We start from the raw sequence: 19,799 nt of genomic DNA on the forward strand, positions 1-19,799 counted from the left end.
CATGAGTTTCTCGAACAAGGAACAGGGTCAGTACAAAGAAGCCCTGCTACCCAGGGCGCGGGACATCGATGCGCTGGTGCGCGCCGAACATCACGACCCCTTTGCAATTCTCGGTCCCCACGGCGATGGCGCCGGTGGACAGTTCATTCGGGCTTATCTGCCGGACGCCTTGAGCGTACAGGTGGTGGCCAGGGACTCTGGAGAAGAACTCGGCAATCTGGAACCGACGCAGACGCCGGGGTTATTCGTCGGGCACTTCGACCGGGCGCAGCCCTATCTGCTGCGCACCCGCTGGGCCGGTGGCGAGCAGATCGCCGAAGACCCGTACAGCTTTGGTCCGCTGCTCGGCGATATGGATCTATACCTGTTCGCCGAAGGCAATCACCGCGACCTGAGCAGCTGCCTGGGTGCGCAACTGATGACGGTCGACGGTGTCGACGGCGTACGTTTCGCCGTGTGGGCGCCGAATGCCAGGCGGGTGTCGGTGGTCGGTGATTTCAACGTCTGGGATGGTCGCCGCCATCCGATGCGTCTGCGTCATCCCACGGGAGTCTGGGAGCTGTTCATTCCGCGCGTGCAGGCGGGGGAGGCTTACAAGTACGAGATTCTTGGCAAGGACGGGATCCTGCCGCTGAAGGCCGACCCCATGGCCCTCGCCACGTCCCTGCCGCCGGACACGGCCTCGAAAGTGGCCCCACCGCTGACGATCGACTGGCAGGACCAGGAATGGATGCAGTCCCGTGGCGAGCGTCAGCGCCTGACGGCGCCGCTGTCCATTTATGAACTGCACGCCGGCTCGTGGCAATGCGAGCTGGATGATCTGGGCGAAGTGGCTCGCCAGTACACCTGGCCGGAACTGGCCGAGCGGCTGATTCCGTATGTGAAGGAACTGGGCTTCACCCACATCGAGCTGATGCCGATCATGGAGCACCCGTTTGGCGGCTCGTGGGGTTACCAGTTGCTCTCGCAATTCGCCACCAGCGCCCGCTACGGCACCGGGGATGAGTTCGCGGCCTTCGTCAATGCCTGCCACCAGGCCGACATCGGTGTGATCCTCGACTGGGTGCCGGCGCATTTCCCGACTGATACCCATGGCCTGGCGCAATTCGACGGCACGGCGCTGTACGAGTACGGCAATCCACAGGAAGGCTTTCATCAGGATTGGGACACGCTGATCTATAACCTCGGCCGCACCGAAGTGCATGGCTACATGCTGGCGTCGGCGCTGCACTGGCTCAAGCATTTCCATGTCGACGGCCTGCGGGTCGATGCCGTGGCGTCGATGCTGTATCGCGATTACTCGCGCAAGGCCGGTGAATGGGTGCCGAATCGCCATGGTGGTCGGGAAAACCTCGAAGCCATCGACTTCCTGCGCCACCTCAACGACGTCGTGGCACTGGAAGCGCCCGGTGCCCTGGTGATCGCCGAAGAGTCCACCGCTTGGCCGGGCGTCAGCCAGAGCACGCAACAGGGCGGCCTGGGCTTTGCCTACAAATGGAACATGGGCTGGATGCACGATTCTCTGCATTACATCCAGCAGGACCCGGTGTACCGCGCCCATCACCACAACGAGCTGAGTTTCGGCCTGGTCTACGCCTGGTCCGAGCGCTTCATCCTGCCGATCTCCCACGACGAAGTGGTGCACGGCAAGCATTCGCTCATCGACAAAATGCCCGGCGACCGCTGGCAGAAATTTGCCAACCTGCGGGCTTATTTGAGCTTCATGTGGGCGCATCCGGGCAAGAAACTGTTGTTCATGGGCTGTGAGTTCGGTCAGTGGCGCGAGTGGAATCACGACCAGCAACTCGATTGGTACTTGCTGCAGTACCCCGAACACAAAGGTGTTCAGAAGCTGGTGAGCGACCTCAATCGGCTGTATCGCGAAGAGCCGGCGCTGCACGAACAGGATGATGTACCGCAAGGGTTCCAGTGGCTGATCGGCGATGACGCCATCAACAGCGTGTATGCCTGGTTGCGCTGGAGCAAGGACGGAAAACCGGTGCTGGTGGTGGCGAACTTCACCCCGGTGCCGCGTGAGGCTTATCGCATCGGTGTGCCATTTGCCGGCCGCTGGGCCGAGTTGATGAACAGTGATTCGGCGACCTATGCCGGCTCCAATTACGGCAACAGCGGCGGGGCGTTCACCGAGGAAGCGCCGAGTCATGGTCAGGCGCTGTCATTGGTGCTGAATCTGCCGCCGTTGGCGGTGCTGATGTTGCGCCCCGAGGGCTGATCCGAAAACGCCTCGCCACAGCGCGAGTCAGCTCGCTCCGACAGGTTCCGTGTGACCCTTGTGGGAGCGAGCTTGCTCGCGATGGCGTCAGCCCGGTGAACAGTCTTTTCGAGGTCTGACCCTCACCACCGCATCCGTACACCCAGGCTGGCGATCAACCCGTTCAAATCATTTTGGTCGACGTCACTGCTGTAATCGGCGCTGACGTACAGGCTCACGGTCGGGGTCATTCTGGCCACCAGGCCCAATCCCAGCTCTACCGTCGACGAGTTCCGGCTGCTGCTGATCTTGTCGACCTGATCGAGGGTCACGGTATTGCCGGTGTTCACCGTGTGCCACAAGTTGGTCCGCACGTAGGGTTCCACGGGCAGGCCATTGATGTCGTAACTCCCTTTCAATTTGGCGCCGACCCGGCCGCTCCACGACGACAAGTCGATGGAGGAGGCATTGCCCGAGCCTGCGTAAGGGGTGTCCAGGGTGATCCGTTGATTGATCAATTGCGCCTGGGGTTCAACCACCCAGTGTTCGCCCAGGCTGATGGGGAATCCGCCTTCCATCGACAGCGTCATCGCGCTGCCCTCGGCGGCTTGCCGCACACCCTGCTCGTTGCGGGTATAGCCATTGACCCGGCCGCCACTGGCCGTCAAGTCCACGTGCCAGCCTTGTGGCCCGATCAGGCTCCAGTAGGCGCCGAGGCTTTGGCCTTGCAGGCTGAAGCTGTCTCTGTTGGAGTCGGATTGGGCGCGATTGGTAAACAAGCCCGTGCTGTTGCCCTGGATCATGCTGGTGCCACCGATCAGGCCAACCCGCTGGGTACGGCCACTGCCGCTTTCCAGGGTCATGAGTGCCGGGCCTTTGAGTTGACCGGCACCGGAAGTGGAAAGGCCTTCGGCGAGAACATCGTTTTGTGCCCGGCGCGAGGCCTGTCCGTACACCTGATCCCAGGCAGCAGGCGAGGCATCTTCGGTCGTCAGGTGCGAACTTCGAAGATCGGGCATGGCGCTGAAACGGCCGGGATACGTGGAAACTTGTGCAGGTAAGGAGAGCGCCGGGACGTCCTGGCGATACCAGGGCGAAGTATCTTCCTCGACAGGCGAGGCCTGCACTTCCATGGAAGAGCACAGCAGGAGTGAGCTCGAGACTGTGCAAAAAGTGATTTTGATCTCTTGTTGGGTGAGTGAAGTTTTCATGGGGGGTCTACCTTGCAATCGCATGCCGTTCTCGCTTTGCCGTCTCTCCTACCCCGAATGAGGGGCGACCGATGGATGGGGGCAAGCCGGGGGCCGCCCGTGTATATGGGTGACTTGGGGGGCTTGCCCCTGATTGTGGTTCCGGGGGTAGTAACGTGAATTCAAGGAGACCGCTGCCACTGCGTCAAGAAAATGGCCGATAAGTGGTAGGGGTATTTTAGGGGGTGTAAGTGACTGATTTTTTGGTGCTCAATAAGTTCTTGTTTAATGGCGGAAACGCCAAAAAAGTCAGGAGCTAGAGCCTTTGCTCAGTTTTACCAACTGATCCTGATACCGGCATTTCCCATCGTTCCCCGCAGGTGCTGACTGTCGATATTGCTGGAGAAGTCGGCACTGGCGTACACGCTGACGGAGGGCGCCAGCGTCAGCACGGCACCGATACCGAGATCGGCGTAGGAAGATTTTTGCTCGGTGTCGATGTCGGTGTTTCCGGCAAAGGTGACCGTATCGGTGCCGGAAAACGTGTGCCACAGGTTGGCTCGCAGATAAGGTTCCAACGGCAAGCCACTGACCTCGTAGCGGCCCTTGAGCCGGGCGCCGAGGCGGCCGGTCCAGGCTGGATCGGAATCGAACGATACCCGCGAGATTCCATCGTTCTGGCTGTCGAGGCTAACGTTCTGATGGATCACCTGCGCCTGGGGTTCGATTACCCAGTCGCCTGCCAGGGGGAAGGGGTAACCGGCCTCCACCGAGAGCGTCACCACGTGCCCCTTGTTATCGAGCTTGAGGCCGCGCTCGGAATGGCTGTCGCCGTCGAGCCAGGTGTACATCGCTACTGTGTCGATGTACCAGCCCCTGGCGTCCGTCAGGGTCCAGGACGCACCGAGGCTGTCACCTCGCAGCTCGACCTTGCCCGCGCGTTTGCCTTCGAAGCCCTGGTTGAAGCCGTCGACATCACCCTTCAAGCGGCTATGGCCGACGAAGAACCCGCTGCGTTGGGTTTGGCCCTCGGACGTCTGCGAGGCGTACAGATCGTTGCCCACCTGGAAGCCGTCAAGCGAACCATCGAGCCGTGGCGTGACGGTGCCGGCCCATGTCTGGTCGACATTCTTGCCATAGACACGACCCCAGCCCGCGCCGAAGGTCCCGGTTTCGCTCAGCAGGCGTTGATCGCCCTGGCGATCGTGGAAAGTGCCCAGGGCGGTCAGGGTCAGTTGCGCAGCCGCTGGCGGCAAGACGGACCAGACCGGCACTTCCTGGCGGTACAGGGGAATGGGAGCGGCGCCGGGTTGGGCGTTGGGCAGTGGCGGGCTACCGGCAGCGGCGACCGGCGTTGCCACCACTGGCACCAGAATCGGCGGCAGGGCCGGGTCGGGGTTCGGGACGGCCACCAGCGGCACGGCGACGACGGAGGAGCGCAGGTACCAACTGTTTTCGCTGCCGGCGGTGATACCGCCCTTGTACAAGACGTAATCGAACGCACCCGCCGACACTGGCGTTTTCAGGGTAAAGGCGCCGTTGTCGCTGATGGCCGTCCCTTGGGCCTGAACCACCTGGATGCCATTCTGCCGGGTCAACGCGCCAACGCCACCGAGGTTGCTGACGCTGATCGAGGTGGTGCCGGTCAAGGTGCCGTCGATGACCACCAGCTTGTCACTGGGCGAATTGTCATCGCCCACGGCACTTTGCAAAAGCAGTTGCCCGTTGTTACCCGAATAATTGCCCTGTACGGTCAGGGCATCGTTGGTGCGCGTATTGCCGCTGCTCAGGTCGATCACCCCGGCGTTGTTCAGGGTCGCGCGCTGGCCCGCAGTGGCGGGCACGATGCTGCCCTGGCTGGACGTCAGTACGCTACTGCCATCGATGTTGAATACACCCGTGCCGCTGCTGCTGTCACCGAGCACGAAATTGCCGGCGAGGTCGAATTGCGAACCGTTGTTCAGGTTGACGGTTTCCCAATCGATGTAACGGGCGGCGCCGGCGGATGTGGTGTGGTCGAAGGTTAATTGATCGGTGCCCGTGCCACCGTCGATGCTCGGGGTCAGGGCAAGGGTGGTTTCATTCAGATTGCGCACAATGGCGGTGTCATTGCCATCGCCCATCAGGATCGCCGAGCGGATGATGCCGCCACCGTCCCACAGAAGTGTGTCATTGCCGGCGCTGGCGCGGATTTCACCGGCGATCTCGCCGCCTGTCACCGTAATGTTGTCATTGCCACCGCTGACACTGATGTTGCCGCCAATTCGTCCGCCCGCCACGATGATGGTGTCGTTGCCAAATCCGGTGACCAGATTTCCCAGGATCTGCCCGCCGGACATATCGAACGTATTGTCGTCGAGCTTCATGTCTACCCGGCCGATGGTGCCTCCGGTCATCTTCGCGAAGTCACCGTCTTCGAAGGCGCCGACGATCGTCCCGCCGGTCATCAGGAAATTGTCGAAGCCCTCACCTTGCGCCAGAGACTGGATGCGTCCGCCGTTCATGATGAAGGTGTCGATACCGTTGTGCTGATGGACTTCGCCGGTGATCACCCCGTTGTTGATTTGCAAAGCATTGGCGCCATCGCCCTGGTCAAGTACGCCAGCGAGGGTGCCGGAGTCCATTTTGACGGTGTCGTTGCCGCTGCCAAACGTCACATTGCCATTGATGGTGCCGGAGCCATTGGCGGGGAACGTCAGGGTGTTGTTGCCCGCCAGATCGGTCAGCGGTCCACTGGTGGCGCTGTCACAGACGAAGTTATCGTTGCCAGCGGTAGGGGTGAGGGTGCAAGCGGCGAGGGTGGAAGGTGACCAACCGGCACACAGCCAGAGGGAAAAGGCGCAGGCGGTGTAACGGTACTTGGGAAGATCTGGCCATGGATTCATGCTCGTCTCCGCATCGGGACTGGCGTCTGATTGGCCACGGCCTCAGCGTCGGCCGTGCGTCAGCCACTCTCGGCAGCGCGAGTTGCGAGACAGCATCGGGAGGCAATCTCCCGTCATCCAGATTTCTTCGGCAACGCTCGCTACGTTGTTTGCCTATCCGTAGGGTCTTTCCTGCGGATAGGGGCAACGTAGCAGCAGCGTCTGGTTGTATCTACTGTCAGAAATACCAGAAATGACCAGCGTTGCGGCTGATGCAACGGTTTTTCAGGGCGATTTTAACCGTCACAAATGCACTTCCACCGCCAACGGCAGGTGATCCGACAGGTGCGTCCAAGGTTTGCTTCCGAGGATTGTCGGGTGATGGCTACTGGCATTGCGCAGGTAAATGCGGTCCAGGCGCAGCAGGGGAAACCGCGCCGGATAGGTTTTTGCGGGGCGTCCGTGGTGGCGTTCGAAGGCTTCATGCAGGTCGTCACGACGGGCGAGGGCGGCGTTGCCTTGCAGCTGCCAGTCGTTGAAGTCGCCGGCAATGATCACCGGCGCGTCGACAGGCAGGGACTCAAGCAACTGACAGAGCAGCTGCAATTGCAGTTGGCGATGGCTTTCCAGCAAGCTCAGATGAACGCAGATCGCATGGACCTCGGCGTGGCCCGGCACATCGAGTACGCAATGCAGCAGTCCACGCCGTTCCGGGCCGGTGATGGAAACGTCGAGGTTGCGGTGTTCGCGAATCGGGTATTTCGACAACAGGGCATTGCCGTGATGGCCATCCGGGTAGACCGCGTTGCGCCCGTAGGCAAAATCGCTCCACATGCTGTCGGCGAGGAATTCGTATTGCGAGGTGGCCGGCCATTGGTGGTAGCGCGAGGAGTGACGCTCGTGTTCGCCCACCACTTCTTGCAGAAACACCAGATCCGCCGACGTACTGCGTACCGCTTCACGCAGTTCCGGGAGGATGAAACGCCGGTTGAGGGCGGTAAATCCCTTGTGGGTATTGACCGTCAGCACGCGCAGTCGATGGATGGCCGGGGGTGTGTTCGAGGGCACTGATTCAATCGTGTCGCGTTTGGGATTGCGGACCACTTTCACGCCTCTGAATCCGGGTTGCTTAAGTATGCGACTGATACACAAGCGGGCAGTTCAGTTTGAGTCAGGTAAGGGCCGTCCTCACGCGCGCATTGGCTGTTGGTCGTGTCAGACAAATACGATTTCGTAAGGCAAACGCATCCGCTCCAGCAACACCCGTGGCAGCATCGGTGCAAGGCCGATCGCCGGCTCGCCATCGAGCTGGCTGGCATAGGCGTGGGTGGCGTGGCTCTTGCGCGCGACCGTCCAGCTGTCCAGGCGTACTTTGCGCGCGCGATGCCAGGGGATAGAGCCGTAATCACGCGCCGGCCAGTGCCAGGCCCAGACCGGTACTTCATGGAACGTTGCACCGGCCATGTTCGCGGCATTGGCGCTGGCGCGGCCCACGGCGTCGTGGTCGCTGACGCCATCCTCGCTCCAGGTGCTGAATACCACGTCGCCGGGGCGCAGGTAGCGCGCAATGAATTGCGTCAGCTTCAGTTCATGTTCGGCCAAGGCATTGTCGGTAAAGCCGCCACGAATCCATTTCAGGCTATGCATGGGCAACCCGAGGCGACGCAAGGCTTCGACACTTTCCTGGGAGCGAAACACACTGAGGCGTTTTTCCGACCACTGCCGGGATCCCTGATGGCTCGCGCTGCCGTCAGTGACCGAGATCAATTGCAGCGGATGAGCGCTGGCGCTGAGCAACTGCAGCAGGCCGCCGCAGGTCACCACTTCATCGCCGGGATGCGGGGCGATCACGACGGCGCGAGCGCCAGGGGGGACCAAGGACTGAGTACCGATTACCGGAATGTTCTCCAGTTGCGGGGCGCTGTTCCAGATTTGTCCCGACTGGCTGCTTTCACAGAGGGATACAGGTTTCATGGGCTACGTCCTTGTTCCTTATTGCCTTCAGTCGTGCGCAAGGCTTGTGCATGACAAGCCGGCAGACCCGTGAGGGCGGGTTGATAGCAATGCGCGGCGCTCCGAACCCTGGAGCACCGCGCATCGAGTATTGCTCATGGACGCCTATTCGTCGATCTGAAACAAATTTTTATCCGCCGGGAGTCCGGCTCATTTCAATCCTCTTCTTCATGCTGCAGTTCGAACAGCAGCAGTGAACGGCCAGTCACCGAATACTCGTGGCCGAACTCGAAGCGCTCCTGGCCGCGAATCGACGGTTGATTGGTATCGACCATGCAGGTCCAGAAGCCGCCATCGGGCACTTCCGGCAAGGTGAAATTGACGATGTCATGATGGGCATTGACCACCAGCAACAGGGTGGCGTCGGCCCCTTGGCGGCGAATGCCGGTTTCCTGCGCACGTCCGTCCAGCAGCATGCCCAGGCAACGATTGTGCGCATCATGCCAATGCTCGGTGGTCATCTCGCTGCCATCCGCGGCCAGCCAGGTGACGTCCTTGACGCCGATATCCTCATTGAAATTGCCGACCAGGAAGCGCCCGCGGCGCAGGATGGGATAGGCCAGGCGCAACTTGATCAGGCGTTTGACGAATTTGAGCAGGGCCTTGCCGTCTTCACTCAGGTCCCAATTGACCCAGCCGATTTCGCTGTCCTGGCAATAGGCATTGTTGTTGCCGTCCTGGGTGCGGGCGAATTCGTCACCGGCCACCAGCATGGGCGTGCCTTGGGACAGCAGCAGCGTGGCAAAGAAATTGCGCATCTGCCGCTGGCGCAGCTCATTGATTTCCGGGTCGTCCGTAGGGCCCTCGATCCCATGGTTCCAGGACAGGTTGTTGTTGCTGCCGTCCTGATTGTTTTCGTCGTTGGCTTCGTTGTGCTTGTCGTTGTACGACACCAGGTCGTTGAGGGTGAAGCCATCGTGGGCGGTAACGAAATTCACCGAGGCATAGGGCCGTCGACCGCGGTGGTTGAACATCTCGCCGGACGCGGTCATGCGACTGGCGAAATCTGCCAATTGCCCATCGTCGCCTTTCCAGAACGCACGCACGGTGTCGCGGAACTTGTCGTTCCATTCCACCCAGCCCGGCGGGAAGTTGCCGACCTGATAGCCGCCGGGGCCGCAATCCCAGGGCTCGGCGATCATCTTCACCTGACGCAGCACCGGGTCCTGGCGACAGGCCACGAGGAAGCTGTGACGCTCGTCGAAGCCATCGTGGTAGCGCCCCAGAATGGTCGCCAGGTCAAAGCGGAAGCCATCCACGTGCATCTCCTTCGCCCAGTAGCGCAGGGAGTCGGTGACCATTTGCAGGACACAGGGATGGCTCAGGTCCAGGGTGTTGCCGGTGCCGGAATCGTTGATGTAGAAGCGCTTGTCGTCAGGCATCAAGCGGTAATAGGAGGCGTTGTCGATGCCACGCATCGACAGGGTTGGGCCTTGTTCATTGCCCTCGGCGGTGTGGTTATAGACCACGTCCAGGATCACTTCGAGGTTGGCTTCGTGCAGGTGCGCGACCATTTCCTTGAATTCGGCGATCTTGCCGCTGGCCAGGTAACGCGGGTCGGGGGCGAAAAACGCAATGCTGTTGTAGCCCCAGTAATTGGTCATGCCCTTGTGCAGCAGATGCTGGTCGTTGACGAAGGCATGAATCGGCAGCAGCTCCACGGTGGACACGCCGAGCTTGCGGATATGTTCCAGGACGTCGTCGACCATCAACCCGGCGAAGGTGCCGCGCACGTTCTCGGGGACGGAAGGGTGACGCATGCTGATGCCGCGCACGTGGGTCTCATAAATGATGGTTTTGTCCCACGGTACGCTGACCCGGTGATCGTGGCCCCAGGTGTGCGCCGGGTCGATGACTTTGCATTTGGGGACGAAGGGCGCGCTGTCCCGTTCATCGAAACTGAGGTCGGCGTCGGGATGGCCGATGGTGTAGCCAAACAATGCCTCGGACCATTTCAACTTGCCGACCAGTTGCTTGGCGTAGGGGTCGATCAACAGTTTGTTGTGGTTGAAGCGGTGACCGTTGGCGGGTTCGTAAGGGCCGTAGACGCGGTAGCCATAGATTAGCCCTGGATGGGCGTCAGGCAAGTAGCCGTGGAAGGTCTCGTCGGTGTATTCCGGCAGTTCGATGCGTTCGAGCTCGACTTCGCCGGCATCATCGAAAATGCACAGTTCGACCTTGGTGGCGTGGGCGGAGAACAAGGCAAAATTGACCCCCAGACCATCCCAGGTCGCACCCAGTGGAAAGGGCAGGCCTTCACGAATTCGCGAGGCCTCGACTTGAGGGGCTGGCGCGGCTTTCTTCGGATTGGGCATAGGTGCTCCTGCAAAGTGAGGTACAAAAACGCCGCAATCTGTGGGAGCGAGCCTGCTCGCGATTGCGGAGTGTCAGGTAACGCATGTGTCGAGGGTAAACCGTCCTCGCTAGCAGGCTCGCTCCCGCAGGGCTTTGTTGAGGGTGAGCATCCCTCGGTGGCGAGCGGACTCGCCACGAGTTCGATCAGGAAAAAGTCCGAGCCAATCAGCTCGTCGGCGGTTTTCGCGCGGCGCGAGGCTTTTTCCCGGCGGCTTTTTCTCCGGTTGGCATCTCGGTCGAGGCTGCCGCCGGCTTGGCCTTGGCTTTTGGCGCGGCCGCCTTGACCTCGCCAGTCTTGCCATTGGCGGTTTTGCTGACGGCCGGTTTACCCGCAGGCGCTTTTGCCGGTTGTTTCGGCGCCAGCGCTTCAGCTTCGGCAAGTTTGCGTGCCATCTCCCAGTGACGGCTTTCCTGGCCTTCGGGTTTCCCTTCGGACTCCCAGATCTGATAGGCAAATTCGCGGATGCGTTTATCGTCGGTACTCATCGCAATGCTCCTGAACTGAACTCAAGTGTCGGTAGTTTGGATAAAGAGATTGACCGGGAAGTCCCCCAGCGCGGCGCTGATCATCAGCTCCCTGTTTTTTGTGACTGTGATGCTTGAAAAAAGTCCCTTTAGATTCTCGTCAGCGGTCGCGAACGGCACATGGATTCGCGTATCGCCCCACAGCGGCGCGTCCACCTGCGGCTCGGCACTGTTTTCCAGCAGCGCTGAACAACGGATCGGCACAATGACGATGGCGCGTTTGCCCTCCCATTCACGAACAAATCCCAGCACTCGATGGGCCTGGCTGCCGACGACTTCGAGGGCCTGGTAAGTCCCTCGTCGAAACAGTTCGGCGTGCTCGGTGCGTACGTTCAAGGTCTGCGCAATCAAGGTTTGTTTGATGCGCCCGTCGCGCCAGTTCGCCAGTAGATCAGGCAGATTCACGGCTTGCTGCAAGGCCTGTTGGCGGCTGGCGTAGTCCACTGGCCGGCGGTTGTCCGGATCGACCAGGCTGAAGTCCCAGAACTCGGCGCCCTGATAGAGATCCGGGACCCCCGGCACGGTCATGCGCAGCAAGGTTTGCGCCAATCCGTTGAGTGCCCCGGGCACGACAATCGCGTGCACGGCCTTGCCGAGCGCCGTGCGCAGAAAGTTGCCCTGCGGGTTCAACAGCAGGCGCTTGATGAAGGTTTCAACCGCTTGCTCGTAGGCATCGTTGGGCGCGCTCCAGCTGCTTTCCAGCTTGGCTTCACGCAGGGCTTTGCGTTGCCACTGCCAGAGGCGTTCGGCGTAGGCCTGCAGCGCCGGTTGATCGTCAGCGTTCAGGTCCAGCGGCCAACTGCCGAGCATCGCTTGATACAGAATCAATTCATCCCCCGCCGATGGCTGCTGATCATCGTCACGCAACGGGCGGGCGAGGGCGCGCCAGAGGCCGATCTGTTCGACGTACCACTGACTGCGTTCGCTCAACACCGCCAGGCGCGCGCGAGCGTCTTCGCCGCGCTTGTGATCGTGGGTCGCGGTGGCCAGCAGATTGTCCGGGAACTCGGCGAGACGCTGTTCGCATGCTGCGTGAAAACCCTCGACCGGCGCGCTGAACCGTTCGGTGCTGAAGCCAACGTCGTTACGCGACAGCAGCACCGCCGAACGATAGAACGCGGTGTCTTCCACGGCCTTCGCCGCGGCCGGTGAGGTCAACTGCTGAAACCGCACGCAGGCATGTTTGAGGCGTTTGCGCGCGTGACCGGCCGGGCATTTTCGCCACGGCTCGCCGCCCAGCCAGCCGGCCAGGCAATCGAGTACCGGCCAGTCCGCTTCGCCCAGGGTTTGCCGGGCACCGTCCATGGCCTGCTGGAAAAAATAATCGTCCTGGGCCGATCGCCCGAGGGGGCTGATGTAGGTGCGGTACACCGGAAAATGCACGATCAGTTCCTGCAGTGCCCGGCGGATCGCGCCCAGGGTCAGGTCGCGGGTCATCAGGTCTTCCCGGGCCACTTGCAGCAGCGCCTGCGCGACACTTTCGAAATCCCCGGCCAGGGAGCCGTTGAGGATCTGTTGCCGGGCCAGTTGCGCCTCCTGCCGGAAATCGGCGGGACGTTCGCTGTACCGCTGCCAGAGTCTGCCCAGGGTCTGTTCGCCTTGGGGATCGTGTTGCAGCAGCGACACCTGGTTCATGAATTCATAGCCGGTGGTGCCGTCCACTGACCAGTCGCGGTGCAGGGTTTCGCCTTCGCCGAGGATCTTCTCCACGTAGATCGGCAGGTGCCGGCCGGGGACCAGGCTGTCGACCCGCCGCCGTAGCTTGCGGCAGTAACCCCTAGGGTCGGCGAGGCCGTCGATGTGGTCGATGCGCAGGCCATCGACCAATCCTTGCGCCACCAGTTGGAAAATCTTTGCATGGGTCGCCTCGAACACCGCCGGGCGTTCGACCCGCAGGCCGCCGAGTTCGTTGACATCGAAAAAACGCCGCCAGTTGATGTCATCCGCAGCCGTGCGCCAACTGGCGAGGCGATAGCTCTGGCGTTCCAACAGGTTATGCAGGCACTGGAAACCTTCACGGGTGAGCGAATCGTAGGCTTTCAGGTTGTGCTCGATGGCCTGGAACATGGCCGGGTCGGTGGCCAGTTCACGCAACTCGTCCTGCAAGGGGATCGCCAGGCTGTGGGCATCGGTCTGGTAGCTCAATGTGCTGAATCGATCGGCCAGGGATTTCAGCGGCTCGATGTCGGATTTGAGCAGCTCGCCGTAGGTCATCGGGCAAATCGGAAAGTGGTGTTCGTAATGCTCGACAAAAAACGCGCCGTGTTGCGCATCGAAGCGCAGGGGCAGGGTGCCGTCCTGCAGGGCAACACCATAGTCGCTGCCCAGGAACGGCAGCAGCAGTTGCCCCTCCATCAACGGGTCGGCGGAGTGCCACTGGATATCAAAGAACTCGCCATAAGGGCTCAGGCGACCCCACTCAAGCAAGTCCAGCCACCAGGGATTGTCACTCCCGCCGACCGCCATGTGATTGGAGACGATATCGAGGATCAGCCCCATGCCTTGTTCGCGCAACGCGCTGACCAGGCGGCGCAACGCCGCTTCCCCGCCCAGCTCCGGGTTGACCGTGGTCGGGTCCACCACGTCGTAGCCATGCATCGATCCGGCGCGGGCGCGCAGCAGCGGCGAGGCATAGACATGGCTGATGCCGAGGCGGGCGAAGTACGGCACCAGCGGCACCGCATCGTCCAGGGTAAAACCCTTATGAAACTGCAGTCGCAGGGTGGCCCGCAGCGGCTGCGTTGGCAGCGTGCTCATTGGTCACGCTCAGCCGCCTGAAGCCGCGCGCAGGCAAGCAATTCCAGGCGTCGCGAGGCGTCCGGGTCGTCCAGCAGGGCCTCGCTGTAGCCCGGCAGGCGTCGTGACCAGTTGGGATGGGTATCGACGGTGCCGGGCAAGTTGGCCTGCTGTTCGATGCCCAGTGCATCTTCCAGTGGCAGCAGCACCAGCGGCGCACGGGTATGACCAAGGAAACGCACACTGGCGTCGAGCACCTGATCGGTCTCGTGGGACTCTTCGCGAAAGTTCTGCGGGTCCTGGCTCAAGGCCCTTCGCAGGCCTTCACGTTCGCGTTCGCGGTGATGGCGCCACTCGATTTCAGCGTTGGCATCGATGAGGTTGAGCCGCGCGTTCCAGTCGATGTCGCGGCCATGCCACCAACCGTTGAGGGTTGGCAAATCATGGGTGCTGGTGGTCGCCAGTGCGTTGTCCGGCCAGTCGAGGATCGGCTTGAAGTGGGTGTTGTCCTGTTCGAACAGCAGCACTCGCATGCCCAGCATCGAACGGGCGATGAGTTTTTCCCGCAGACCTTCGGGCACCGTGCCGAGGTCTTCGCCAAGGACGATGGCCTGGTGGCGATGGGATTCGAGGGTCAGCAGCCGCAGCAAGTCGTCCACCGGGTAATACAGGTACGCACCGTCGGCGGGCGGCGCGCCGTTGGGGATGACCCATAAACGTTGCAGGCCCATGACGTGGTCGATACGCAGACCGCCGGCGTGGGCAAAGTTGGCCCTGAGCATTTCGATGAAGGCGCGAAAGCCGTTGCGTATGAGGCCTTCGGGAGAAAACGCGGAAATCCCCCAGCCCTGGCCGGTGCGGTTGAGAATGTCCGGCGGTGCGCCGACGGTGAGGGAGGCGAGCAATTCGTCCTGGCGACTCCAGGCCTGGCTGCCACCACCATCAGCGCCCACGGCCAGGTCGGAGATCAGGCCAATGCGCATGCCGCTGCTGCGGGCGGTTGCCTGCGCACGCTCCAGGCAACGGGTGATCAGCCACTGGCAAAAAGCGAAGAAACCGATGCGGCCAGCGTTTTCTTCGGCGAACTCGGCCAGGGCAGCGCTGCGCGGGTCGCGCCATTGCTCGGGCCACTGACGCCAGTCGAGGCTTTCGCCCTGTGCTTCGCGAACCTCTTGAATGGCTTCGAACCGGCAGTGATTTTCCAGGGCTTCGCCGCCGGCGTGACGAAAACTGCTGAAGTCGGCATGCAACGGGTGTTCGCCCTGTACGAAGCCTTCGTACAACGCTTGCAACAGCCGGTGCTTGGCTTCGGCGGCGGCGGGCCAGTCGATCAAGGCGCGCTCTTCCAGATCCTTGAGCTCTACGCTCAGGCCGGTGGCATCGATGGCGGCGCGCATCGCATGCTCACCGAGGATCGTCCCGGGCGCGCAATACAGGCTGTTGAGAAACAACCGGCTGGACGGAGAGTAAGGACTGTAGCGCCGGGTGTCGTTGGCAAACATGGCATGCAGCGGACTGATCGCCAGCGCTTCGGCGCCGCGTTCGCCCGCGACCCTGGCCAGGTCTTCCAGGGCCTGGGTATCGCCGAAGCCACCGTCACCTTTGCGTCGCAGGGCATACAACTGCACGCTCAGGCCCCAGGTGCGCGGGATCGGGCTGTCCACGGCATCGCCCACGCTAAAGCAACGTTCGGGGGCTACGGCCAGGGTAAAGGTCTGGCCATCGATTCTGACGTGCTGGTAACCCACGGGAATCAACCCCGGCAGAATCGCCTCGGCGTCCAGCTTGAGGGTGAGCCGCGAACCATCCTCGAGGTGGATCTCGCACGGCGCGTGCGGTTCGAAATGATGGGCCAGATCGAGACCGACACCGAAGTCGGCGGTAATCAGTGGCGGCAGTTGCCGGGTTTCTTGAACCTGCTGCAATTGTTGCAGGCTGGCGTCGATTTCTTGAGCGCTGCCGGCCGGGTGGCCGAGTCCGGTCAGAACGCTGCGCAAGACCGAGGGTGCAACTTTTTGCGGGCGACCATTGGCATCAATCCAGTCGACCGCGAGGCCAGCCCGGCTGGCCAGGATTTCCAGTTGCGCATCACTCATTGGCGCTCTCCATCAGGGGTTGCAAAGGGGTTGCGGCCGTGAGGCTGACAAGCGCGCAATACGGGGCCAGAGTGCCTTTGTCCAGGCGCTCGGCCGAATGTGGCGGATGTTCGAACAACAAAGAGCTGCCGTCCGACGCTGTGTGGAGTACCGGCGTGGCACTAAGGTTCAGATCAATGCGCAACAGACGGCCATCGCCCAGTCGCCATGACGCACTCACCGCACCGACTGCCAACACCTTGGCTCCCAGTGCCTGGGTGCCGGGCAGGTACGGGATGATCTGCCGATGGCGGATATGCAGCAGGCGGCGATACAGCTCGTGTGTGGGCGACGATCCATTGGCTGTCAACACCGGGCGGGATGATTCGAAGGTCTGTGGCGCGTTAGGGTCGGGAATCCGCTCGCGTTTATGCGGATCAGTAAACGCGGCGAAGGCTGCAAACTCGTTACGCCGTCCCTCACGCACCAATTTCGCCAGTTCGCCGTGGTGGCTGGTGAAAAACAGAAAGGGTTGTTCGGCGGCGAACTCATCGCCCATGAACATCAATGGAATCATCGGCGACAGCAGCAACAGGACGGTGGCGGCCTGCAGTGCCTGAGGAGGGGCCAATTGATGCAGGCGCTCGCCGAAGGCGCGGTTGCCGATCTGGTCATGGTTCTGCAAAAACAGCACGAACGCGCTGGGCGAAAGGTGCCCGCTGGGCTCGCCACGGGGTTTGCCGCGACGGTCGACGTGTCCCTGGAACACGAAGCCCTGACTCAGGCAGCGCGCCAGTTGCCCGGTAGTGTTTTGCGCATAGTCGGCGTAATAGGCGTCGGTTTCACCGGTCAGCAATACATGCAAGGCGTTGTGGCCGTCGTCGTTCCACTGCGCGTCATAACCCTGTTCCAGCAGGCGGGCCTGGTTGTGCTCGTTTTCCACCATCAGCCAGACATGGCGTGACGGATCGCTCTGCCGGCGTACCCGCCGGGCCAGTTCCTGGAGAAAATCCGGATCATCGATGGCGTGCACCGCGTCCAGGCGCAAGCCGTCGAAACGGTACTCCAGCACCCACATCAGGGCATTCTCGATGAAAAAATCCCGCACTTCGCGCCGACGGAAGTCGATGGCCGCGCCCCAGGGGGTGTGCACGTCTTCGCGGAAGAAGCCGCTGGCATAGCGATGCAAGTAATTGCCGTCGGGGCCGAAGTGGTTGTAGACCACATCGAGAATCACCGCCAGACCGTGACCGTGGGCGGTGTCGATCAGGTGTTTGAGTTGGTCGGGTGAACCATAGGAGGCTTGGGGTGCATAGGGCAGCACCCCGTCGTAGCCCCAGTTACGCTCACCGGGGAATTGCCCCAGGGGCATCAGTTCGATGGCGGTGATGCCCAATTCCACCAGGCGCGCCAGTTGTTGCTCGACGCCCTGGAAGCCGCCGAGCGCCCCGACGTGCAATTCGTAGATCACCGCCTCATTCCAGGGGCGACCTGCCCAGGCATTGTGCTGCCAGTGATAGGCGAGGGGATCGACCACCACGCTGGGATGGTGGATATCGCCGGCCTGGGCGCGGGAGGCCGGGTCGGGCACCTCCATTTCGCCATCGATGCTGTATCGATAACGCGTGCCCGCCGGGCAACGGGTTTTGACTACGAACCAGCCGTCGTCCTGCGGCGACATCGGCAAGGATTGTCCATTTTCCAGTTCGACACTGACGTAAAACGCATCTGGCGCCCACAACGCAAATTGCGTGTGCTCCGCGTCCAGCATGATTGCGCCGTGGGGCCAGGTCTTCAGGGTCCGTAACGGCATTTCAAAGCCTCTTTATTGTTTGTGCGATTTCCCCAGAGCCTTGGCCACCAGTTGTTCGTAGAGTTCGGCGTAGGGTTCGACGGCCTTGCACCAGTTGAACGGGGCCGCCATGGCCCGGCAACGCATGGCATGCAGCAGATCGGGGAATGCGAACACCTTGAAGGCACGGCTCAGGGCTTGCTGATAACTCTCCGCCGTCGATTCATCGAACAGGAAACCGGTCACACCGTTTTCAATGGTGTCGGCCAGGCCGCCGGTGTTGCGCGCCACCGGCAACGAACCGAAACGCTGGGCGTACATCTGGCTCAAGCCGCAAGGCTCGTAACGCGAAGGCATCAACAGGAAGTCGCTGCCGGCGAACATGCGTCGGGCGTCAGTCTCGTTGAAGCCGATGCGTACGCCGATTTGCCCGGGGAAGCGCAACGCCAGCTCGCGCATGGCTTGCTCTTCTTCCGGTTCGCCCCGGCCGATGATCGCAATCTGGCCACCGGATTTGACAATGTATTCGGAGACCGCTTCGGTCAGGTCCAGGCCTTTCTGGTAGACCAGTCGCGAGACTACGGCGAACAGCGGGCCTTCGGAGTCTTCCAGGCCAAACAGTTCGCGTACGTGGGCGGCGTTGACCGCTTTGCCTTCCCAATCGCCAATGCTGAAAGGGCGGAACAGGTGGGTATCGGTGGCCGCATCCCAGCTTTCATCGATGCCGTTGGGAATGCCGCTGAGCAGGCCTTGCTGGGTCTTGGCGGCGAGGAAGCCGTCGAGGCCGCAGCCGAAGGCTGGCGTGGTGATTTCCTGGGCGTAGGTCGCGCTGACGGTGGTGATGTGGCTCGAATAGGCCATGCCGGCCTTGAGGAACGACATTTTGCCGTAGAACTCCATGCCTTCCTGTTGCAGCGCGTGGTGGGGAATGCCCAGTTCCGGGCAGGAGCCGAGGCTGGTTACGCCCTGATACGCCAGGTTGTGGATGGTGAACAGGGTTGGCGTGCGTTGCCCGCGCCAGTGCATATAGGCGGGCGCCAGGCCGGCCGGCCAGTCGTGGGCATGCACCAGGTCCGGGCACCAGTGAATTTGTGCCAGGTTGGCGGCGATATCGGCGGCCGCCAGGCCCAGGCGGGCGAAGCGAATGTGGTTGTCCGGCCAGTCGCGACCGTTGTTGGCGCCATAAGGCGAACCTTCGCGTTCGTACAGCTCGGGGCAGATCAACACATAAATGACCAGGCCGTCGGGCATGTCCATGCGCCCGATCTTGCAAGGTGGCAAGGCGGCATGGCCCCCGAGCTCACCGATGATATGAATCGGATTTTCACTGTGCAGCACCTGCGGGTAGCCGGGAATCAGCACCCGCACGTCGTGCAAATGCGACATCGCGCGGGGCAATGCCGCGGAAACGTCGCCCAGGCCCCCGGTTTTCACCAGATCGGCGATCTCGGAGGTCACAAACAGTACTTTTTTCTTGTTCGGGTTCTGACTGGCAACCGGTGTCAGCACCTTGGTGACGGGCACACTAATCGATTGGGCGCTGTGGGCGCTCACGGCGCTCGATTCACCGACCTGTTGATGAGCACGCTCTCCCTGAATATCTAAAGCCGCACTGATCATATGCATCTCCCGTGTTGTTGATCTAATTCTTAGGTCTGGCAAACGGCATTTCATGGCCAATTCCTGTGGCCGGGCGCAAAAGCGCTACACATCGATGAGCAAGTGCTGCCCAAATGCGCTGAAGCAGAATGGGTGGAGGAGCCGTTGCAAAGATTGCACCAGTCGTAACGCACCTGCCTTTCAGTCGACCGATCACCCAAGGCAAAAGTTTCGACTTTTTTTCCACTTTGTGACCGACCGGTTTTTCCCCGCGAACGTGAGTCTAGGCCAGAACTTAGAGCGGTGAAGCTCAGATGGCAAAATTGTTCGACAATCGGTTTAACGAGGTACGGACGTGCCGGATTGCGGGGCAAACGCACCGACGAAGTGCAGTTTTTTTTGTTAAAACGGCTGAAAAAGAAGCAGAACTGTCACATC

The 19,799-nt window shown here is 61.5% G+C and carries 11 protein-coding genes; 1 reads left to right on the top strand and 10 read right to left on the bottom strand.

All coding sequences use genetic code 11. From position 1 onward, the window contains the following. Position 1: 1 nt before the first annotated feature. A complete protein-coding gene (glgB, locus tag BLV61_RS29345; RefSeq protein WP_090469391.1) occupies positions 2-2,233 on the top strand; it encodes a 1,4-alpha-glucan branching protein GlgB in 2,232 nt (743 codons plus the stop codon). A 122-nt stretch (positions 2,234-2,355) separates the two neighbouring features. Here glgB and BLV61_RS29350 read toward each other — a convergent pair whose 3' ends face one another. The 10 genes from BLV61_RS29350 to glgA all read right to left on the bottom strand — a co-directional run bounded on the left by BLV61_RS29350 (position 2,356) and on the right by glgA (position 19,382). Further along, positions 2,356-3,423 (bottom strand): autotransporter outer membrane beta-barrel domain-containing protein, encoded by a 1,068-nt coding sequence (locus BLV61_RS29350; protein WP_090469394.1) that lies wholly within the window; start codon positions 3,421-3,423, stop codon positions 2,356-2,358. Between the two features lie 314 nt (positions 3,424-3,737). Further along, positions 3,738-6,287 (bottom strand): autotransporter family protein, encoded by a 2,550-nt coding sequence (locus BLV61_RS29355; RefSeq protein ID WP_090469398.1) that lies wholly within the window; start codon positions 6,285-6,287, stop codon positions 3,738-3,740. Between the two features lie 282 nt (positions 6,288-6,569). Further along, complete coding sequence (locus BLV61_RS29360; protein WP_090470044.1) at positions 6,570-7,370, bottom strand: endonuclease/exonuclease/phosphatase family protein; 801 nt, start codon at positions 7,368-7,370, stop codon at positions 6,570-6,572. A 111-nt stretch (positions 7,371-7,481) separates the two neighbouring features. Continuing rightward, positions 7,482-8,240 (bottom strand): PIG-L deacetylase family protein, encoded by a 759-nt coding sequence (locus BLV61_RS29365; RefSeq protein ID WP_047528480.1) that lies wholly within the window; start codon positions 8,238-8,240, stop codon positions 7,482-7,484. Positions 8,241-8,434: 194 nt separating this feature from the next. Then, entirely contained in the window at positions 8,435-10,594 is a 2,160-nt protein-coding gene (gene glgX / locus BLV61_RS29370) for a glycogen debranching protein GlgX (RefSeq protein ID WP_090469401.1), read from the bottom strand. Positions 10,595-10,799: 205 nt separating this feature from the next. Continuing rightward, a complete protein-coding gene (locus BLV61_RS29375) occupies positions 10,800-11,120 on the bottom strand; it encodes a DUF2934 domain-containing protein (RefSeq protein WP_047528482.1) in 321 nt (106 codons plus the stop codon). A gap of 21 nt (positions 11,121-11,141) precedes the next feature. Beyond that, positions 11,142-13,916, bottom strand: a complete 2,775-nt coding sequence (locus BLV61_RS29380) for a malto-oligosyltrehalose synthase (RefSeq protein WP_090469405.1) — start codon at positions 13,914-13,916, stop codon at positions 11,142-11,144. Continuing rightward, positions 13,913-15,991 (bottom strand): 4-alpha-glucanotransferase, encoded by a 2,079-nt coding sequence (gene malQ / locus BLV61_RS29385; RefSeq protein ID WP_047528486.1) that lies wholly within the window; start codon positions 15,989-15,991, stop codon positions 13,913-13,915. The genes BLV61_RS29380 and malQ overlap by 4 nt, the downstream gene beginning before the upstream one ends. Continuing rightward, complete coding sequence (gene treZ / locus BLV61_RS29390) at positions 15,984-17,783, bottom strand: malto-oligosyltrehalose trehalohydrolase (protein ID WP_139213665.1); 1,800 nt, start codon at positions 17,781-17,783, stop codon at positions 15,984-15,986. Before treZ ends, malQ begins: the two co-directional genes overlap by 8 nt. Before the next feature lie 12 nt (positions 17,784-17,795). Then, on the bottom strand, positions 17,796-19,382 hold the full coding sequence (gene glgA, locus BLV61_RS29395) for a glycogen synthase GlgA (RefSeq protein WP_090469408.1): 1,587 nt from the start codon (positions 19,380-19,382) through the stop codon (positions 17,796-17,798). Positions 19,383-19,799 lie beyond the last annotated feature (417 nt).

Source organism: Pseudomonas mohnii (genome assembly GCF_900105115.1).
Classification (GTDB): domain Bacteria; phylum Pseudomonadota; class Gammaproteobacteria; order Pseudomonadales; family Pseudomonadaceae; genus Aquipseudomonas; species Aquipseudomonas mohnii.

Excerpts from the sequence above, each read along its gene's own strand:
- glgB (WP_090469391.1), top strand. The coding sequence starts at position 2 with ATGAGTTTCTCGAACAAGGAACAGGGTCAGTACAAAGAAGCCCTGCTA.
- BLV61_RS29350 (WP_090469394.1), bottom strand. The coding sequence starts at position 3,423 with ATGAAAACTTCACTCACCCAACAAGAGATCAAAATCACTTTTTGCACA.
- BLV61_RS29355 (WP_090469398.1), bottom strand. The coding sequence starts at position 6,287 with ATGAATCCATGGCCAGATCTTCCCAAGTACCGTTACACCGCCTGCGCC.
- BLV61_RS29365 (WP_047528480.1), bottom strand. The coding sequence starts at position 8,240 with ATGAAACCTGTATCCCTCTGTGAAAGCAGCCAGTCGGGACAAATCTGG.
- glgX (WP_090469401.1), bottom strand. The coding sequence starts at position 10,594 with ATGCCCAATCCGAAGAAAGCCGCGCCAGCCCCTCAAGTCGAGGCCTCG.
- BLV61_RS29375 (WP_047528482.1), bottom strand. The coding sequence starts at position 11,120 with ATGAGTACCGACGATAAACGCATCCGCGAATTTGCCTATCAGATCTGG.
- BLV61_RS29380 (WP_090469405.1), bottom strand. The coding sequence starts at position 13,916 with ATGAGCACGCTGCCAACGCAGCCGCTGCGGGCCACCCTGCGACTGCAG.
- malQ (WP_047528486.1), bottom strand. The coding sequence starts at position 15,991 with ATGAGTGATGCGCAACTGGAAATCCTGGCCAGCCGGGCTGGCCTCGCG.
- treZ (WP_139213665.1), bottom strand. The coding sequence starts at position 17,783 with ATGCCGTTACGGACCCTGAAGACCTGGCCCCACGGCGCAATCATGCTG.
- glgA (WP_090469408.1), bottom strand. The coding sequence starts at position 19,382 with ATGATCAGTGCGGCTTTAGATATTCAGGGAGAGCGTGCTCATCAACAG.